Here is a 16,133-nt window from a genome sequence, read left to right on the forward strand (position 1 = left end):
AGCCCCGGCTTCACCTGCGAGCTGGGGCTGTTTTTGTTGGTTGCGTCAGCAGGCAAGCGATCAGCAAGGAAACCGCAAGGTAAAGCAATTCACACCCGCGGCTGAGTCGACGGTAATGTGCCCACCGTGCAGCTCGACAATCGACCGGGTAATGGCCAAGCCCAGGCCTGCGCCATCGGACTCCCCCGCGACGCGTGCAGGGTCTGCTCGGTAGAACCTGTCAAACAAGCGCGGGATGGCCGCTTCGGGTATGGCGTCCCCTTCGTTGCGTACCTGGAGAGTCCTGCCGGTAGCGTCTTCTGCCATGACGATGCTGACGACACTGCCGGGATAGGCGTGGCGCAGTGCGTTGGACAGCAGGTTGCTAAGTGCCCGTCTCAGCATCAGACGGTCACCTTGCAACTGACTGTGACCCGTTTGCTGCAAGCAGATGTCTTTCTCTTCTGCTAGCGCGTCGTAAAACTCGAACAGTGCCGCGACTTCATCCTCGATGACAATCGTCTCGCGGCTAGGCAAAACCAGACCATGCTCGGCTTTGGCCAGAAAGAGCATGTCAGACACGGTGCGGGCAAGGCGCTGAAACTCTTCTGCATTGGATGCCAGTACCTCTCGATACGCTTCCGCGCTACGCGGTTGGGCGATGGCGACCTGTGTTTCGGTCAGCAGATTGCTGATGGGCGTGCGCAACTCATGGGCCAGATCGGAAGAAAATTCAGACAGTTTGTGAAAGTCGTTCTGCAGCCGGCGCAGCATGGCATTAAGGGTGTGCGCCAGGTCGGCCATTTCTGGTGGCACCGAGTCAACCGGCATTTGTGCGTCCAGATGTTGCCCGGTGATTTGCTGCGCTTTGGCTTTCATGTCACGCAGCGGGGCCAGACCATTGTGCGCCACCCACCAGGCCAGCAAACCGCCCAATAACGCCGAGAAAACGATGTATCCAAGCAGTGAGTGGCCGACGGTATGCATGAAGTGCTCATGCCTTTTGGTGTCAATCACGGCGCAGATGGTCAGCTCGGTCCGTTGCTGGTCTGCCAGTTGCCCTGTACTGCACAGGCCATGGTAGTTGGCGCCCTTGTGCTGCCAGCTCTGCATGCTCTGGTTGGTGCTGGGCCGGGTATCGGGAAAGTAAAATCCCGCTGGCACGGGGGAGGTGTACACCGGGTAGCCCAGACGCTGTAATTGCACGTAAAGGTCGCGGTGGTTATGTACCACGTCATCGAGCCGGGTAGCCAAAGCGCCAAGGTTGGCCGTGGTGCGCATGACTTCCTGAATCAGGCCAATCTTGTCGCGCAGGTCATCTGCATCTTGCTCATCGAAGTGGCGATTCACCATCACGCCGACCAGCATGCCCAGGCCTGCTAGTAACAGAACGGAGACCAGCGCGTACAGCAATGTCAGTCTGGCCGTGAGTGACAGACGGTACGTCATACATCCGTCTCCGGCACTTCCAGTACGTAACCCATGCCGCGTACGGTATGAATGAGTTTGGGTTCGAAGCCGTCATCAATTTTTACTCGCAACCGGCGTACGGCCACATCGATGACATTTGTATCGCTATCGAAATTCATGTCCCACACTTGGGAAGCGATCAGGCTGCGCGGCAGGACCTCGCCTTGGCGGCGCATGAGCAGTTCCAGCAAGCCGAACTCTTTGGCAGTCAACGTAATCCGCTTGCCTTCGCGGCAGACCCGTCGCCGTAGCAGGTCCAGCTCCAGCCCGGCAATCTGGAACGTTGTCGTCTCTTGCTGGCTGCGACCACGGCGCAAGATGGTGCGTACCCTGGCCAGCAATTCTGCGAACGAAAAGGGTTTGACCAGATAATCGTCTGCGCCCAGCTCCAGGCCCTTGACCCGGTCCTCCACCTGGTCGCGTGCAGTCAGGAAGAGGGCCGGCATGGTTTTATGCCGCAGCCGCAACTGCGTCAGCACTTGCCAACCATCCATGGTAGGCAGCATCACGTCCAGAATCAGCAGGTCATACATCCCCTCCAGGGCAAGGTAAAACCCCTCCTGCCCGTCTTGTGCCAGATCCACTGTAAAGCCAGCCTCGCGTAGCCCCTGGCGCAAATACTCCCCGGTCTTGAGTTCGTCTTCGACAATCAGAATTTTCATCGCCATTCCCGTATCAAGCCGACAGTTTGCCATTTCCCGCGATGGAATGCGCCAGATGACAGATTTGTAATCTGACTGTCAGTTTGTTGTTGGCTGCCGTCGGCCAGACTAGGCGTACTGAATACGGACCTGATTTTCTGCCAACGCGACGCAAGGTTTGGGCGGTGGCAGAAAAGGAGAGTGGAGTATGAATAAACACACAACATGGCTAGCCATCCTGCCACTGCTGGCCAGCCTGGCGCAGGCACAGCAAGCCCCGGAAAGCGAGTGGCGGCAAGCCAACCGGCGCGTGGCCGAATTCCCGCGCGGGCATGCAGATGTTTTGAAATGGGAACAGCAGCAGGCAGTCGCTGCCGTGCCAACTGTCACCAACGCTGCCCCATTGCGGATTGGGCAACTCGCCGAGGGAGTACGCCTGGCTTGGCAAGCTCACCCTGAACTGGCGAGATCACTGAACCAGCTTGGCACCGAGCAAACCGAGCTGCTAGCGACTGGGCAATGGCAGGCCTTGTCGCTGACACAGTTGCGCCGAGTGGAAGATGCCGCAGAACTGATCGAGATTGCTCACGCTACGCGCAAGGTTCTGCTCGCCGCCGTTGCCGCAACACAAGCGCAGCCCTATCAGCATCAAATCCTGAAAGCCGCCGAAGCCGCATCCGAGCTGGGTGAGCGTATGGCGAAAACCGGTAACTGGAGCCAGCTACAGGCGGCACAGCGGCAGCTCATTCATCTTGATGCGCAGCAGCAGTGGCAGCGCGACCAGTATGCCGTGACGCAGAACGAGATGGCGCTACTCAAGACAATGCAGCAATGGGCTCGCACCACCCCACGCAGCTTGCAGCTGCCAACCGCACTGCCCGAACTGCCGGTTACTCCGCTGAGCGAGCAAGCCATGCAAAGCCGGCTGGCTCAGGTGCGAGATACGCTGCCTCAGCGTGAAAAAGTCACTGCGCTTCCCAATGCCGAGATGGCCTACCGCGCCTACCGTACCGCCCATGCGCTGGCTAGCAAACAGCAGCAGATACTGACATTGAAGCAGTTTGTGTATGACGAAACGGTGCTGCGTTACAACGGCATGCTGATGAATACCTGGGAATTGCTGGACGAGGCGCGAGCCTTGGCGGAAGCAAGGGTCCGGGCCATCAACGCCATCCGCGACTTCTGGCTGGCAGAGGCAGACCTGCAACTGGTTCTGCTGGGTGGTCAGCCCGAAAGCTTTGTAACGTTGGCCGCAGGCAGTGGTGATAGCCCTGCTGCTGCGGGACATTGAAAGGATAAGGCATGAGTATTGATCAATCCCGCCGCCAATTTTTTGCGGGCGCTGCCACCGCCGTCGTTGGTGCTACTGTCGCCCGTTCGGCACTGGCTGCGTTACCGGAGCCAGTCATTCAGACCTCGGTAGAAACCGCGCCACCACTCATTCCCGATAGCGGCCGCCCGTACAACCCGGTGGTGACCCTTAATGGCTGGACGCTACCCTGGCGAATGAACAATGGCGTCAAGGAGTTTCACCTGGTCGCCGAGCCGGTAGAACGCGAAATGGCCCCCGGCTTTACTGCCCAGCTGTGGGGCTACAACGGGCAGAGCCCGGGGCCGACCATTGAGGTTGTCGAAGGTGACCGCGTACGTATCTTCGTCACCAACAAGTTGCCGGAGCATACCAGCGTGCACTGGCATGGCCAGCGCCTGCCTAACGGCATGGACGGGGTGTCCGGGCTGACCCAGCGCAGCATTAAACCCGGTAAAACCTTTGTTTACGAGTTCGAAGCACGGCGCCCGGGGACATTCATGTACCACCCGCATGCCGACGAAATGGTGCAGATGGCCATGGGCATGCATGGTTTCTGGGTCACCCACCCCAAGGGCAAGCACCCGCTGATCGATGAGGTCGACCGTGACTTCTGCTTCCTGCTTAATGCCTTTGATGTAGAGCCCGGCAGTAAGACGCCCAAGGTCAATACCATGACCGATTTCAATATCTGGGCATGGAACAGCCGCATCTTCCCGGGTATCGATTCGCTGAATGTGTGCCTGAACGACAAGGTGCGCATCCGGGTGGGCAACCTGACCATGACCAACCACCCGATCCACCTGCATGGCCACGAGTTCCTGGTGACCGGCACCGATGGCGGGCCAACACCCAAATCCACCCGCTGGTACGAAGTCACCACTGATATTGCCGTCGGCCAGATGCGCCAACTGGAGTTCATTGCGGACGAGGAAGGCGATTGGGCCATCCATTGCCACAAAAGCCACCACACCATGAACGCCATGGGGCATGACGTACCAAACATGATTGGTGTCGATCACCGAGGACTGGTGGGCAAGATCCAGCAAGTAGCACCGGATTACATGCTGATGGGCGAGCGTGGCATGGCGGATATGGGGGAGATGGAAATGCCGATTCCCGATAACACTGCACCCATGATGACCGGGCAAGGCCCGTTTGGCCCGCTGGAGATGGGGGGCATGTTCAGCGTGCTGAAGGTGCGCAAAGACCAGCCTGCCGGCAGCTACAAAGACCCGGGCTGGTTTCAGCACCCGGCGGGTACGGTGGCGTACGAATACCGGGGGGAATTACCCGCGGCCTCGCGTCAGCCCGCAGCGGCCAACCCGGCCGCTGCCACGGTAAAAGCCAAAAAACCGGGGACAACGCCCGGTCACCACTAATCACACCCTCAGGAATAGACCACATGAAAACTACCCGCCAATTGATCGCCATTGCCTTGCTGGCTAGCGTGGGGATTGCCCCAGCCTGGGCTGCCGGCAGTCATGCAGGCAGCCATGACGAATCTGCCATTGGTTTGCCGGGTAAGGCTGCCAATGTCACTCGCACCATCCAGATGGACATGTCTGACAACATGCGCTTTTCAGCGCCGTTGATTCGTGTGAAGCAAGGCGAGACTGTCCGTTTCGTTGTGCAAAACCTGGGCAAGGTAAAGCACGAGTTCAGTCTGGGGACAGAAAAAGAGCTGCTTGAGCACTACGAGCAAATGAAGAAATTTCCGGACATGGAGCACGACGAGCCCAGTAAGGTATCGCTCGCACCTGGCGCCAAAGGCGAGGTGATCTGGCAGTTCACCAAGGCAGGTACGGTTCACTTTGCCTGCCTGCACCCCGGGCACTACGATGCCGGCATGAAAGGCTTGGTCAAAGTAGACAAGAAGTAAAACCAAGCGGGCGAGCAGAAAGCCTGCCCGGCGTATTGATGTTTGAGGAGTATGAAACCATGACCATTCGTACCGTGTTTTTCGCTACCGCTTTGGGCTTGGCTGCGTTCAGCCCTGTCGTTCAAGCTACCCAGCACACCATGGCAGGCAGCCACATGAGCGCCAGCAATCACATGAACATGATGGCTGACGGTGAAGTCCGCAAACTGGACCTGGCTGCCGGCAAAATCACCATCAAGCATGGCCCGATTGCACACATGGACATGCCAGGCATGACCATGGTGTTCACCGCCAAAGACAAAGCATTGCTGGATAAGGTCAAAGTGGGGGACAAAATCCGCTTCATGGCCAGTCATGAGGACGGCAAGATGATGGTTACCGACATCCAGCCAGCCAACTGATACCCGTGCGGCCGTGTCACCACGGCCTTTTTCACCTTTCAGGATGTCGACTCAATCATGTCGTTGCTGACGTCTAAACAGAAAATAGCCTTCATCGTGTTACTCGGGCTGGTGGCTACAGGGGTTGCCGTTTATTTGACGACCGATCCCGGTCCGGCGGCACAACCGTTTGCACTACGCCCGGATGATGCGGCACTGGTGACGCGTGGCCATCAGGTGTACCTAGAAAACTGCGCCAGTTGTCACGGCAGCGAGCGTGAAGGGCAGGCGAATTGGCGTGAGCGTAACGCTCAAGGCATGTTGCCGGCGCCGCCACACGATGAAAGCGGCCATACCTGGCACCACCCTGACGAGATGCTGTTTGCGCTGACCAAGTACGGCGTTGCCAAGGTGGCCAATATGCCGGGCTACCAGTCCGCCATGCCAGCATACGAAGGCAAGCTCAGTGATAGCGACATCATCGCGGTGCTGTCCTGGATAAAAAGCCAGTGGCCAGAAGAAACGCGCAAGCTACACGATCAGGTAAATCAACGCGCACAGGTAAAGTGAGGGCATTGCCATAGCCTTTAGCGAGGCTTTAGTTTGGTGTCCGATTGCCATCAGGTTGCTGATTGGAGAGTGCCATGATGGCTATTGCCTTTGGTGTGGCATTTCTTTTTGCTCGAACAGCCCATCACCTCTCTGTGCTAACCACTGCTATTTATTAAATCCAGCGGCTACTTGCTTGGTTGTATCCTCCCGGGTAGGATTCTGCACCATGAGCACACACACTTCCCATCCCGACATTATCAAGCGGCTCAAGCGTGCCGAAGGCCACCTCAGGAGCATCATCACTATGCTCGAAGAGGGGCGCAGCTGCCTGGAGATCGCCCAGCAGCTACAAGCCGTAGAAAGCGCCGTGACCAATGCCAAAAAGACGCTGGTTCACGACCATATCGAGCACTGTCTAGAGCATGCCGTACGCGAAGGCGCGCAGACTGCAGACGATACCCTGCGCGAATTCAAAGCCATCACCAAATACCTCTGAGGCGCTACCTGCATGACTGAGTTTGCTACCCTTCTGCAGCAGGGCAATGCCTGGCTGTTTGTCCCTAGCGCCATCCTGCTGGGGGCGTTGCACGGTTTGGAGCCGGGTCATTCCAAGACCATGATGGCTGCTTTTATTGTGGCCATCCGCGGAACGCTGGGGCAGGCGGTGTTGCTGGGCTTGTCGGCTACCTTGTCGCACACCGCCGTGGTGTGGGCTGTGGCCATGACTGGGCTTTACTTTGGCCAGAACTGGGACCCTGGCAAGACTGAAGCCTATTTTCAGCTGGCATCTGCCGTGATTATTGTCGGTGTAGCCGCCTGGATGATCTGGCGCACTTGGCGCAACCAGCAATGCGCACACGACCATGACCATCATCACGACCATGACCATGATGAAGACCAGACCATTGATACCGGTCACGGCAAGGTAAGGCTGCAGGTATTCGAAGATGGCGTGCCGCCTCGTTTTCGCTTATATCACGCAAGCCAGCGCGGCCATGTGTGGGAGGCTGGGCATATCCGCGTGGAAACCCTGCGTCCCGATGGGCAACGGCAGGCTTTTACTTTTGTGCAGCGAGATGGCTTTGTGGAGTCCGAGCAGTTCATTCCCGAGCCGCACCAATTCGTGGCACGTCTGAGCCTGGGGCACGGGCAGCATAGCCACAATTACGAAGTGCAATATCTAGAACATGGCCACGATCACGCTGTTAATGACTCGGATGGCCTGAACGTATCGGCAGACGGTTACCAAGACCCGCACGAATTAGCCCATGCAAACGATATCCGCCGCCGCTTTGCCGGGCGGGAGGTCACTACCGGGCAGATTGTCATGTTTGGCCTGACTGGCGGGCTGATTCCGTGCCCTGCCTCGATTACTGTCTTGCTGCTGTGCCTGCAGTTGAAGAAAGTCGCACTCGGTGCGGCGCTGGTGCTGTGTTTCAGTATTGGCCTGGCGCTGACCATGGTGGCTTCGGGGGCGTTGGCCGCACTCAGCGTACGCCATGCCCGAAAACACTGGGGCGGCTTTGGGGATTTTGCGCGTAAAGCGCCTTATTTCTCTGGTGGCCTGATCATGCTGGTGGGGCTGTACGTGGGCTATCACGGCTGGCTCGCGTTGCCAGCGGCCTAGCAAAGTACCGGCAAAGATTGTTCTGTGATGCGATGCAAGGCCATGGCCGCCATGGTGAGCACTCCCGATGAAACGCCATGGCAAATCGTCATGGCGCAATTGCCATTGGCTTTTGGGCTGGCAGGCCATAATTTTCTGGTACTGCTGGATGGCAACGCGTATGTGGTGTCAGAGGTCAACGGCTTGGCCATAGGTCGGGATGGCAGCGTGCGCGCGGTAGGCTGGCGGCCTGGCGACCGATTGCGGGCGGTGGTCAGTAGCGGGGCCTGTTACTACCGGGCAGATTTGGGCCAAGCGGTGCTGTATGCTGGCCCAAGGCAAGCAGCCATGGATCTGTGGCTGAAAGCCGAAGAGAAAGCATGTGCCATCAACACCCTGGCCCTGAAATATCCGTTTTTAGGCTGCGGGAAAAACAGCAACTCAGTGGCCAGTACCTTAATCCATGCCATGGGTCTGCCAGAGTGTCAGCCATCCCGGTCTGCAGTCATCGATTTTGGCCGTGGCATGCTTGTGGTTTGATCACTTTCAGGCTGTTACCGTCCGTGACCGGACTGGTTCTTGGCCAAAGGAGGCATTCATTCAGTTGTTACGTACCAGATACAGGCAGCAATCGGCGCCAGCAGCGGGGTCGGTAGAGGCGATAATGCCTTAGCTATCTGCATAAAGCGCATTGGCATCGAAACTGACCTTGCGGGCGTCGACGCGTAAAATCAGCCTCAGCTTGCCAATGTCCCTCAGCTCAAAGTCCGTTGAATAAGCAAGCCTATGCCAGCTCATGTAGCAGCAATACAGCCCGGTACTGGCTTTGGTCGGTGCCGGGTTTGTTTTTGGCAGGCTTACCATTGGTCACCTCCCCACTCTGCGGTGTCGGTGATACTGGCAGCGGGTTCGGTGCTTTCAGCGGGGCAAGCCGTTCCGACCGGTCGCACGCGAATGTCCCCGTTATCCAGTAAGCGGACGGAAACGTAGTGACCTGCGGCCAACCCTGCGGCTTGTAGCAAGGCTGCGGGCAAGCGCAGGCCGGTTGAGTTGCCCCAGCGGCATAAGCGGACGGTCATGGTTTTCTCCTTGTATCGCCAATGACAATCAACAAATTGCCGTGGGGCGTGGCGAGCTGGCTTAGCCGAGTGGCGGTACGTAGCACGCAGTACCGTGTGCCCAAGCAGGTACCGGCAGCACGTTGTCGGGGCTGAACAACTCGGCCAGATCGACGGCGGGCAAGCGTTCTGGTCGGCGGTGGCTGAGGATGTTGATGCCGGTTTTGCGCTCGATGCTGCCAACGTACTTGTGCACGCTGCTGCGGCTACGGAACAAGGATTTGACGTCGCGCCCGTGTAGCCATGCTTCGTAGACGTTGCGTTCGGGCAGGGTCAGCATGACGAGTTCGTCGTCGGTGAGCAGGCGCTGGATGGCGTGGCGCAGACGGTAATGGCGCAGACCGCGAAAGTACAGCTCAGCGAGGTCGAGGTCCCACCACGCACGGCCGCTTTGCAGCTTCAAGTACGCCAGCCCTTGCGAGTACAGCTTGAGTTCCACCCGCAGTGCATCGCGGAAGTCGGCCAGAATGCGCTGTTGCAGCGGGCCGGGCTTGCGCCAGTGTTGTTGCAGCTCCTGGTACTTGTCGTAGAGGGTGAGCACGTGGTGGGTGCTGCGGCGTTTGCGGGTAAAGCCCAGGCTGATTTCGCTGTCACCGTTGCGGTGCTTGCCCTTGCCGTGGTGCTGGTCCACCGCGTCGATGATGGGCTGCAGCAGCTCGCGCTGGCAGGCAAAGTTGGCGGTGAGGTGGACTTCGGTAAGCCAGTACAAGCCGTCCAGCCAGTACTGCCGCTCTCGCGGGTCGACGGTGATGTGGTAGCGGTGGGTCAGCAGATCAAAGATACGGCAGACGTAATCATGCAGATTGCCGTGCCCGAACACATTGTGACGCTGCAGCAGCTTGGGTGGGCACACGTGGATTTCCAGCTGGCCTGCCATGCCATTGCACACCTTGCGCGAGCGGACATAGAACTGGCTGTCGGGGTGATCGAGCTTGCCGTTTAAGCCGTTGCCGGCGTGACGGATTTCGCCGCTATCAAAGTCGATGTACTCCCACTGGCCACCGCCCAGCACGCTATGCGTGCAGGGTCCGGTAACGCGGAAGCGGTCGATGTGGATATTGGCTGGCTGGGTGCTGGTGATGCTAGAGGTAGCGGTGAACATGGCAGAGAGGGCTTGAGGGCCTGGTTGGTGAGTGACATGTTCAAATTGCGTACAAATCTGATGTGGTATAGCGGTTGGCATGCCATTGCGGCCAACCTCGCCGTGGTCCGTTTGATGCAAATATGCATGCATGCGGACGATGCATCAGACACCGCCGCCTGCATCAACGCTGCTCAGCTTTGCCCGCCACGCCCCAGCGTACGCGCCACCGTGGACTGATGAATGCCCAGGCACTTGGCGATTTCGCGCTGCCGCCAGCCCGCGGCGGCGTACTGGCGGATCAGCAACTGGCGCTCGGCCAACGCCACCTGTTTGGCGGTGCGCTCGTCTTCCGGCTCCGGAATCTGCCAGCCGGTGTGGAATTCGCCTTCTTTCACCAGCCACCACCACTGGATGCAACGCGGCAAGGGCTCGTGCAGGCCGCGATGCGTTCGCTGCAGGCGCAAGCCGCCGCCAATCTCTGCCGGCGCACACGTATCGGGCGTGAGGCACACCTCGTGCATGCGATGCGCCAGATGTTGCTGACAAAAGCGGTCACCCGCTTTGCCGTTGGCCGCAAATAGCACCAAGGCGATGCCGCGCTTGTCCAGGTCTTGCAGCACCAGCTCGACGCGCACCTTGTCGTGAGGTGGCGACTTGCTATCGCTGAACCAGCTCAGCATGTTATCCACGATCACCACCTTGGTGCCGGGCTGCAGCGAGGCCAGCAAGGCGTTGCGGCCTTCTGCGCTATCTAATAGTACGGACTCGTCTTGTTGCTGAGCGCGGTGATAGAGGTGTAGGTGCTGGCGCGTATCGGTAACCGTCCAGTCCGCATCGTAGCTTTGCAGGGCGGCCACGTAGGCGGCATCGGAAGGCAGCAGGCCGTTACTTACCAGCAGCAAGGTACCGGCCGCGCCTTGGGTCTGAAACGGCCCCAAATCGACGTCGGATGCCAGTGAACGCGCCAGCAGATACATGAACTCGCGCCACGCCGTACCGGGCTGGTGCCGGAACACCGTGATCTCGCCGGGGTAGATCAAACCCTGCATCAGGTACGGCGGGGTGTGCTGGGCCAAAGCGGCCAACTCGTCCAGCGTGCTGAGTTGAAACTGGCTAAGGCGATGGAACTCGTCTTTGGGCGATGCCATCATGCCTCCTCCTGTGCGGTGGCGGCCTGCTGCGCGGCGGTACTACGACGCGCCATCAGCTTGGCCGCCCAGGCGACCACCTCCGCTTCTACCCAGCGCACGGCCGCACGGCGGCTGCTGCCCAAGCGAATCGGCTCCGGAAAGTCTGGCTGTTCGTACACAAAACTCTTCTTGAAACCGATGATCTCGGTGACGCGGGCCAGGGTAATCAGGCGCAAAGGCGGTGGCGTGTCGGGCGCAAGCGGTGGTGCGCAGCTCACCGTCAGACGGCTGGCGTAACGCGGTGGCTTCTTCACCGGGGTGCCATCGTGGTGGCGGATGCGCACCGGCACGGCATGACGATGCGGGTCCAGCACCGTGTGCACACCATTAGGCGATACGTCATGGTGCAGGCTGGGGCGTACCGGGTCTTGCACGATATAGCGGCGGCTATCTTGCAGTACCGGTTTGAACAGCGCCGCGTATTCGGCACTGACCAGTACCAAGGTACCGGCAGGGCTTTGTGCAATACGGGCCATGATGACGTCGCGGCTCAAGGTTGGCCGCAAAGCAGCGGGTTTGGCGGTATGGGACATGGTGTTTCCTTTGCAGCGGGGGCCGGAATGACAAACGCCAACCAGCCCGGTTAGGGTTAGTTGGCGTCATTCGGTCCTGCCCGCTACTGCAGCGGATTCAAGCCATGCTTCAGCGGTGCTGAAGGATCGCCTCGACAATAAAGCAGTGTCGATTCAAAGACATCCGTGTGGATGTCGGGAGTATTTTTTGCCCGCGAAGGGCGATTTGTCAATGCAGCCTCAGCAACTAATTTCCGCTGATGTTGATACCGGCAATTCTGGCCAAGGCCTTCACATAGGCTTCGGCGTTTTCGCGCTTGTCTACCGCCAACACCAGCACGATCAGTTCGCCGTCCTCCACCCGATACACCAAGCGGTAGCCGGCTTTGCGCAGCTTTATCTTGTAGCAATGGCGCAACCCGCCATGAAGCTCCGCACCGGGCACATGTGGCTGCAGCAGCCGCTTGGCCAGCAGCTTTTTGAGTTCTTTCTTGACCGAGCCATCCAGCGCCTGCCACTCGTCAAGCGCCTCGGGTACAAACTTCAGCTTGTATGGGTAGGCCTGCGGCGGCGCTTGCTCAGAGGTCATTGATATCTACTTCTACTGCCTTGTCGGCACGAGCCAGCCGGTCATTGAGCAGAGGCAGTAATTCAATGTCGGCCAGCTTCTCGATCATCTCCTCGTAGACCTCCGGGGGGATCATGTAGAAAGCCGGCTTGTTATGACTCAGTACCGCCACCGGCTCATCACCGGCCTCGCGCAGCACCTTGGCCGGATTCTTCTTGAAGTCCGACATGCTGACTGCCAGATTGGTCAATACGGCTTGCATAGCAATGTTTCCTCGTCAGATATCAGGGTTGTAGACAGGTAGCGACAACGCAAGTGCTACCACATTGTAGCAAAATAAAGCGCCAAAATAAGAGCTTATATAAGCGCGATATTTATCCGGATCGGGATGCCACAGCCCCATGCGCAGTCTTGCTTTGTAACTTGGTACGTGGCCTTAGCTCTCCGATAAACAGTACTTTTCCCAGTCAGCCAGCAAACTGACTCGTTTGTCGTAAAAGTCGGAGCGCAGATACGCCGCCGCTACGGCATCCGGTAGCCGATGCGCCAACGCTTGCTCGCAGACTTCGAACGGGTAAGTCGTCTGCTCGCCCGCCCAGCAGCGGAAGGTCGATCTGAAACCGTGAACAGTGACGTGCCCATACCCCATGCGCCGTAACAGCTGCTGCATCACGCTACCGCATAACGGCCGGTCTTGACGATGTGCGGTAAACACAAAAGTCGGACCATTAAGGGCACGCACATACCGCAAGATCGCCATCGCCCGCTCGCTCAGCGGCACACGGTGAGCAACACCTGCTTTCATGCGGTGCTTGGGAATAGTCCACATTTTCTTGTCGAGGTCGATTTCGTCCCAACGCGCCCCCAGCACTTCCCCCGTCCGTGAGGCGCACAAGATCAGAAACTCCAATGCAAAAGAACTGGCCCCCTCTTGCTGCCGTAGCTGCGCCAAAAAACCGGGCAACGCCTCGTAAGGCAGTGAAGGGAAGTGTCTTTTGCGATCTGCCCTCAGCTTAGGCAAGCGGTGCTGCAGCAAACCTTTGTAACGAGCAGGATTATCGCCTTCCCGGTAGCCATTGGCCGTGGCCCAGTCGATCACGGTCTCGATTCTGGCTCGCACGCGGGTGGCCGTTTCCGTCTTGGTTTGCCAGATCGGTTTCAACACAGCCACTACGGCATCGGTTTTCACCGCCTCAATCGGCATATTGCCCAGCACAGGGTAGGCATAAGTCGCCAAGGTACTGCTCCACTGCAGTGCATGCTTGTCATTGCGCCAACTGGAACGAGCCAAGTCGATATAGGCGGCTGCACAGTCGCGAAACGTCATAATGGGCGCTGCCGGCGGTTCAGGCGCTCGCGCTACTGGCTTTTTACGCCGTTTACGATGTACGCTGAGGTCATGCCCTCTCGCCCGGGCTTCGCGTAACTGCTGCGCCGATTCGCGAGCCAGGTGCAAGCTGGTTGACGGATACGCGCCCAAGCCCAGCGATTTCGCCGTACCTGCTTCCATGTAGCGAAACAACCAACTGGCCGCGCCGTTCTTATTGATACTGAGATACAAACCATCGCCATCCCCAAGCAAGGTGCACTTCGGGGCAGAGAATGCAAGTTTCTGGATCTGCTTGATACGTCCTCGAATCTTGTTATCAGTGAGTTTGTTTCTGGCCATCTTCATCACCATTCCTGCAGGTTGAAAAATGTGCCCTTCAATCAAATCACATATCAAGTCAGCGCGTTTGATAGTAGCCTTAGGCGGAAAATGGCGGAATCACCCCAACAGCTAAGCTGTTGAATTTACGCGACAAAATGGCAAAAAGGACAATGGCGAACTTCAATTTTCTTGCCTCCCTCTCCGCCAGTACACACAGCTAAGCCCTTGAGCAATCGAGGGCTTTTTTGTTTTGTACTGCGGCCAACCCGGCCGCCTTGCCCGCCCGTAGCTCCTGCCCCCTTGGCAAACTCACGCACGGCGGGTTGCCACCAGCCGCAGCCCAGGCAGCCGACTCCGGCAAGCAGCGCACGGCTATCCCCGGTTGACACGCCCCGGCAGAGCTGCCACCCTTCCCGCCTCGTTTTTTAGGGGAACCACCATGAAAATCACCCAGAACTGCGCCGTTACCGTGCGCATGAAAGTCACCGACAGCCAGGGCAATGTATACGACGACGGCAAACAGCCGGTGTCCTACCTGCACGGCGATTACGACAACCTGTTCCCCAAGCTGGAAGCAGCCCTGGAAGGCCAGGAAGCCGGCTTTGAAACCGTGGTGCAGCTGGCCAGCGCCGATGCTTTCGGCGAGCGCGACGAAGCACTGGTTACCACCATGCCGAAGGCCGACTTCCCGCCCGGTATCAAGGTAGGCGGCCAGATCCGCCGCATGGGCCCGGATGGCGAGCCGCGTTACTACTTCGTGACCAAGATCAAGGGCCCGACCGTGCTGCTGGACGGCAACCACCCGCTGTGCGGCAAGTCGCTGCGCTTTGCCATCAAGGTACTGGACGTGCGCGCTGCCACCGAAGAAGAAATCGCGCACCAGCACGTACACGGCGAACACGGTCACCAGCACTGATTGCTGCCAAGCCGGCCAGCAAACAGTCTGAGCAAAAAAAGCCCTCCCGTTGCGGGAGGGCTTTTTCGTATCGGCGGCAGCTGCGTGTTTACAGCGCGGCGCGGTAGATGGCTTCCACCTCGGCCTGCGTCGGCTGGATCGGGTTGGTCAGGCCGCAGGCGTCTTTCAGCGCGTTGGCCGCCAGCGTGGCGATGTCTTCGTCTTTCACCCCCAGCTGGGTCAGGCCGGCCGGAATGCCGACATCGGCCGCCAGTTGACGGATGGCGGCCAGTGCCGCGTCAGCCGTCGGCTCGGCGCCCAGCGCCACCGCCACGTCGGCCAGGCGAGCCGACGCCACGCGGGCATTGAACGCCTGCACGTGCGGCAGCAGTACCGCGTTGCACACGCCGTGCGGCAGGTCGTAGAAGCCGCCCAGCTGGTGCGCCATCGCGTGCACATAGCCTAGCGACGCATTATTGAATGCCATGCCGGCCAGGAACTGGGCGTAAGCCATCTGCTCGCGCGCAGCCATGTCCTTGCCGTTGCTGACGGCGGCACGCAGGTTGGCCGCAATCAGGCTGACCGCTTTCAGTGCGCAGGCGTCGGTAATCGGGTTGGCCGCAGTCGAGACATAGGCTTCCACCGCATGCGTCAGCGCGTCCATGCCAGTGGCGGCGGTCAGGCTGGCCGGCATGCCAACCATGGTTTCCGGGTCGTTTACCGACAGGATGGGCGTGGTGTGCTTGTCGACGATGGCCATTTTGATGTGGCGCGACTCGTCGGTAATGATGCAGAAGCGGGTCATTTCACTGGCGGTGCCGGCGGTGGTGTTGATCGCCACCAGCGGCAGCTGCGGCTTGGCCGATTTGTCCACGCCTTCGTAATCCTGGATCTGGCCGCCGTTCACCGCCACCAGTGCGATGGCTTTGGCACAGTCGTGCGGCGAACCGCCGCCCAGCGAGATCACGCTGTCACAGGCTTTTTCTTGCAACAAGGCCAAACCGGCGCCCACGTTGGCGGTGGTAGGGTTCGGTTGTACGCCGTCGAACACGAAAGACTGAATGTCGGCAGCGGCCAACTGCTGTTGCAGCTGGGCCACCAGGCCGGCTTTCACCAGGCCGCCGTCGGTCACGATCAGGGTGCGGCGCAGACCGCGGGATTGCATGGCGTCGACCGCCTTCTGTACGCTACCGGCGCCCATCAGGTTGAGTGCGGGGATGTGGAATTCGCTAACAGCCATTTTCTTGCCCTTTCATGAAAACGATTTCATGCCTTCAGGCTACGCTGTCTGGCCAA

The 16,133-nt window shown here is 59.0% G+C and carries 19 protein-coding genes; 9 read left to right on the forward strand and 10 right to left on the reverse strand.

Annotated features, from left to right (window positions below; all coding sequences use genetic code 11):
* Positions 1–60: 60 nt before the first annotated feature.
* Positions 61–1,428 carry a heavy metal sensor histidine kinase gene (locus ACK4FZ_RS11550; RefSeq protein ID WP_409821019.1) on the reverse strand — a complete coding sequence of 456 codons (1,368 nt, stop codon included), beginning with the start codon at positions 1,426–1,428 and terminating at the stop codon, positions 61–63.
* Positions 1,425–2,111, reverse strand: a complete 687-nt coding sequence (locus ACK4FZ_RS11555; RefSeq protein WP_409821022.1) for a heavy metal response regulator transcription factor — start codon at positions 2,109–2,111, stop codon at positions 1,425–1,427. The genes ACK4FZ_RS11550 and ACK4FZ_RS11555 overlap by 4 nt, the downstream gene beginning before the upstream one ends.
* A gap of 289 nt (positions 2,112–2,400) precedes the next feature.
* Between ACK4FZ_RS11555 and ACK4FZ_RS11560 the strand changes: the two genes are divergently transcribed.
* From ACK4FZ_RS11560 to ACK4FZ_RS11595, 8 genes are all read left to right on the forward strand, one after another.
* Positions 2,401–3,381 (forward strand): hypothetical protein, encoded by a 981-nt coding sequence (locus tag ACK4FZ_RS11560; protein ID WP_409821024.1) that lies wholly within the window; start codon positions 2,401–2,403, stop codon positions 3,379–3,381.
* 11 nt (positions 3,382–3,392) lie between these two features.
* Positions 3,393–4,781: a multicopper oxidase family protein gene (locus ACK4FZ_RS11565; protein ID WP_409821026.1), complete on the forward strand. Its 1,389-nt coding sequence runs from the start codon at positions 3,393–3,395 to the stop codon at positions 4,779–4,781.
* Between the two features lie 23 nt (positions 4,782–4,804).
* Complete coding sequence (locus ACK4FZ_RS11570) at positions 4,805–5,281, forward strand: plastocyanin/azurin family copper-binding protein (protein WP_409821029.1); 477 nt, start codon at positions 4,805–4,807, stop codon at positions 5,279–5,281.
* 59 nt (positions 5,282–5,340) lie between these two features.
* Entirely contained in the window at positions 5,341–5,682 is a 342-nt protein-coding gene (locus ACK4FZ_RS11575) for a copper-binding protein (protein ID WP_409821032.1), read from the forward strand.
* A gap of 57 nt (positions 5,683–5,739) precedes the next feature.
* Positions 5,740–6,231: a c-type cytochrome gene (locus ACK4FZ_RS11580; RefSeq protein WP_409821034.1), complete on the forward strand. Its 492-nt coding sequence runs from the start codon at positions 5,740–5,742 to the stop codon at positions 6,229–6,231.
* A 208-nt stretch (positions 6,232–6,439) separates the two neighbouring features.
* Positions 6,440–6,709: a metal-sensing transcriptional repressor gene (locus ACK4FZ_RS11585; protein WP_409821036.1), complete on the forward strand. Its 270-nt coding sequence runs from the start codon at positions 6,440–6,442 to the stop codon at positions 6,707–6,709.
* A gap of 12 nt (positions 6,710–6,721) precedes the next feature.
* On the forward strand, positions 6,722–7,840 hold the full coding sequence (locus ACK4FZ_RS11590; protein WP_409821038.1) for a nickel/cobalt efflux protein RcnA: 1,119 nt from the start codon (positions 6,722–6,724) through the stop codon (positions 7,838–7,840).
* Positions 7,841–7,882: 42 nt separating this feature from the next.
* Positions 7,883–8,359 (forward strand): hypothetical protein, encoded by a 477-nt coding sequence (locus tag ACK4FZ_RS11595; protein ID WP_409821040.1) that lies wholly within the window; start codon positions 7,883–7,885, stop codon positions 8,357–8,359.
* A gap of 317 nt (positions 8,360–8,676) precedes the next feature.
* Here ACK4FZ_RS11595 and ACK4FZ_RS11600 read toward each other — a convergent pair whose 3' ends face one another.
* The 7 genes from ACK4FZ_RS11600 to ACK4FZ_RS11630 all read right to left on the reverse strand — a co-directional run bounded on the left by ACK4FZ_RS11600 (position 8,677) and on the right by ACK4FZ_RS11630 (position 13,966).
* Positions 8,677–8,898 (reverse strand): AbrB/MazE/SpoVT family DNA-binding domain-containing protein, encoded by a 222-nt coding sequence (locus ACK4FZ_RS11600; RefSeq protein ID WP_409821043.1) that lies wholly within the window; start codon positions 8,896–8,898, stop codon positions 8,677–8,679.
* 61 nt (positions 8,899–8,959) lie between these two features.
* Positions 8,960–10,039: a phage/plasmid replication protein, II/X family gene (locus tag ACK4FZ_RS11605; RefSeq protein ID WP_409821045.1), complete on the reverse strand. Its 1,080-nt coding sequence runs from the start codon at positions 10,037–10,039 to the stop codon at positions 8,960–8,962.
* Positions 10,040–10,212: 173 nt separating this feature from the next.
* Positions 10,213–11,172 (reverse strand): helix-turn-helix domain-containing protein, encoded by a 960-nt coding sequence (locus tag ACK4FZ_RS11610; protein WP_409821048.1) that lies wholly within the window; start codon positions 11,170–11,172, stop codon positions 10,213–10,215.
* Positions 11,169–11,744 carry a helix-turn-helix transcriptional regulator gene (locus ACK4FZ_RS11615; protein WP_409821051.1) on the reverse strand — a complete coding sequence of 192 codons (576 nt, stop codon included), beginning with the start codon at positions 11,742–11,744 and terminating at the stop codon, positions 11,169–11,171. Before ACK4FZ_RS11615 ends, ACK4FZ_RS11610 begins: the two co-directional genes overlap by 4 nt.
* A 226-nt stretch (positions 11,745–11,970) precedes the next feature.
* Complete coding sequence (locus ACK4FZ_RS11620) at positions 11,971–12,312, reverse strand: type II toxin-antitoxin system RelE family toxin (RefSeq protein WP_409821053.1); 342 nt, start codon at positions 12,310–12,312, stop codon at positions 11,971–11,973.
* A complete protein-coding gene (locus ACK4FZ_RS11625) occupies positions 12,302–12,553 on the reverse strand; it encodes a type II toxin-antitoxin system Phd/YefM family antitoxin (RefSeq protein WP_409821056.1) in 252 nt (83 codons plus the stop codon). The genes ACK4FZ_RS11620 and ACK4FZ_RS11625 overlap by 11 nt, the downstream gene beginning before the upstream one ends.
* A 174-nt stretch (positions 12,554–12,727) precedes the next feature.
* Positions 12,728–13,966, reverse strand: a complete 1,239-nt coding sequence (locus tag ACK4FZ_RS11630; RefSeq protein WP_409821059.1) for a tyrosine-type recombinase/integrase — start codon at positions 13,964–13,966, stop codon at positions 12,728–12,730.
* Between the two features lie 415 nt (positions 13,967–14,381).
* Between ACK4FZ_RS11630 and ACK4FZ_RS11635 the strand changes: the two genes are divergently transcribed.
* Entirely contained in the window at positions 14,382–14,858 is a 477-nt protein-coding gene (locus ACK4FZ_RS11635; protein WP_409821062.1) for a peptidylprolyl isomerase, read from the forward strand.
* Between the two features lie 88 nt (positions 14,859–14,946).
* Here the strand turns inward: ACK4FZ_RS11635 and yiaY are convergent, their stop codons facing one another.
* Positions 14,947–16,077 (reverse strand): L-threonine dehydrogenase, encoded by a 1,131-nt coding sequence (yiaY, locus tag ACK4FZ_RS11640; protein WP_409821065.1) that lies wholly within the window; start codon positions 16,075–16,077, stop codon positions 14,947–14,949.
* Positions 16,078–16,133: the final 56 nt, after the last annotated feature.

Source organism: Vogesella sp., from assembly GCF_046297735.1.
GTDB classification, from domain to species: Bacteria; Pseudomonadota; Gammaproteobacteria; order Burkholderiales; family Chromobacteriaceae; genus Vogesella; species Vogesella urethralis.

Bases quoted from the DNA above. Each gene is read 5' to 3' on its own strand.
- ACK4FZ_RS11585 (WP_409821036.1), top strand. From the start codon at position 6,440: ATGAGCACACACACTTCCCATCCCGACATTATCAAGCGGCTCAAGCGT.
- ACK4FZ_RS11595 (WP_409821040.1), top strand. From the start codon at position 7,883: ATGGCCGCCATGGTGAGCACTCCCGATGAAACGCCATGGCAAATCGTC.
- ACK4FZ_RS11610 (WP_409821048.1), bottom strand. From the start codon at position 11,172: ATGATGGCATCGCCCAAAGACGAGTTCCATCGCCTTAGCCAGTTTCAA.
- ACK4FZ_RS11575 (WP_409821032.1), top strand. From the start codon at position 5,341: ATGACCATTCGTACCGTGTTTTTCGCTACCGCTTTGGGCTTGGCTGCG.
- ACK4FZ_RS11635 (WP_409821062.1), top strand. From the start codon at position 14,382: ATGAAAATCACCCAGAACTGCGCCGTTACCGTGCGCATGAAAGTCACC.
- ACK4FZ_RS11580 (WP_409821034.1), top strand. From the start codon at position 5,740: ATGTCGTTGCTGACGTCTAAACAGAAAATAGCCTTCATCGTGTTACTC.
- ACK4FZ_RS11565 (WP_409821026.1), top strand. From the start codon at position 3,393: ATGAGTATTGATCAATCCCGCCGCCAATTTTTTGCGGGCGCTGCCACC.
- ACK4FZ_RS11620 (WP_409821053.1), bottom strand. From the start codon at position 12,312: ATGACCTCTGAGCAAGCGCCGCCGCAGGCCTACCCATACAAGCTGAAG.
- ACK4FZ_RS11570 (WP_409821029.1), top strand. From the start codon at position 4,805: ATGAAAACTACCCGCCAATTGATCGCCATTGCCTTGCTGGCTAGCGTG.
- ACK4FZ_RS11625 (WP_409821056.1), bottom strand. From the start codon at position 12,553: ATGCAAGCCGTATTGACCAATCTGGCAGTCAGCATGTCGGACTTCAAG.
- ACK4FZ_RS11590 (WP_409821038.1), top strand. From the start codon at position 6,722: ATGACTGAGTTTGCTACCCTTCTGCAGCAGGGCAATGCCTGGCTGTTT.
- ACK4FZ_RS11630 (WP_409821059.1), bottom strand. From the start codon at position 13,966: ATGAAGATGGCCAGAAACAAACTCACTGATAACAAGATTCGAGGACGT.
- ACK4FZ_RS11605 (WP_409821045.1), bottom strand. From the start codon at position 10,039: ATGTTCACCGCTACCTCTAGCATCACCAGCACCCAGCCAGCCAATATC.
- ACK4FZ_RS11550 (WP_409821019.1), bottom strand. From the start codon at position 1,428: ATGACGTACCGTCTGTCACTCACGGCCAGACTGACATTGCTGTACGCG.
- ACK4FZ_RS11555 (WP_409821022.1), bottom strand. From the start codon at position 2,111: ATGAAAATTCTGATTGTCGAAGACGAACTCAAGACCGGGGAGTATTTG.
- ACK4FZ_RS11615 (WP_409821051.1), bottom strand. From the start codon at position 11,744: ATGTCCCATACCGCCAAACCCGCTGCTTTGCGGCCAACCTTGAGCCGC.
- yiaY (WP_409821065.1), bottom strand. From the start codon at position 16,077: ATGGCTGTTAGCGAATTCCACATCCCCGCACTCAACCTGATGGGCGCC.
- ACK4FZ_RS11600 (WP_409821043.1), bottom strand. From the start codon at position 8,898: ATGACCGTCCGCTTATGCCGCTGGGGCAACTCAACCGGCCTGCGCTTG.